Here is a 293-nt window from a genome sequence, read left to right as displayed (position 1 = left end):
ATTACTCTCAGGATATTAAACTATGGATTCTATTTGGAGGGAAAACGCTAGCTATATTCTATGTTTGTACTCTACTTAGGGTTTGTGAGAATAAAAAACATATAGAGCAGCTGCAACCCTTTATGAACGTAGGCAAGTATGCTTTAACGAATTACATTAGCCAAAGTATACTAACTCTTGTCATTCTTTCGTTGTACTTTAAAGATGTCTCACAGGTATATTACTGGCAATTATGTATCTTCGGGATTTTAATTATCTTTGCGCAAATTATATTCAGCAAAATTTGGAGTAAA

At 32.8% G+C, this 293-nt stretch carries 1 protein-coding gene; it reads left to right on the top strand.

Going from position 1 to position 293, the window contains the following annotated elements:
* Positions 1–293 (top strand): DUF418 domain-containing protein (locus tag FOT98_RS31185; RefSeq protein WP_144291250.1); only part of this gene is annotated, 293 nt, incomplete at both ends.

The sequence above is a fragment of the Bacillus sp. HY001 genome, from assembly GCF_007558965.1.
In the GTDB taxonomy this organism is placed as follows: Bacteria; Bacillota; Bacilli; order Bacillales; family Bacillaceae_G; genus Bacillus_A; species Bacillus_A mobilis.
The sequence above is the reverse complement of the archived record's forward strand: the minus strand, read 5'-3'. Positions and strand labels throughout refer to the sequence as shown.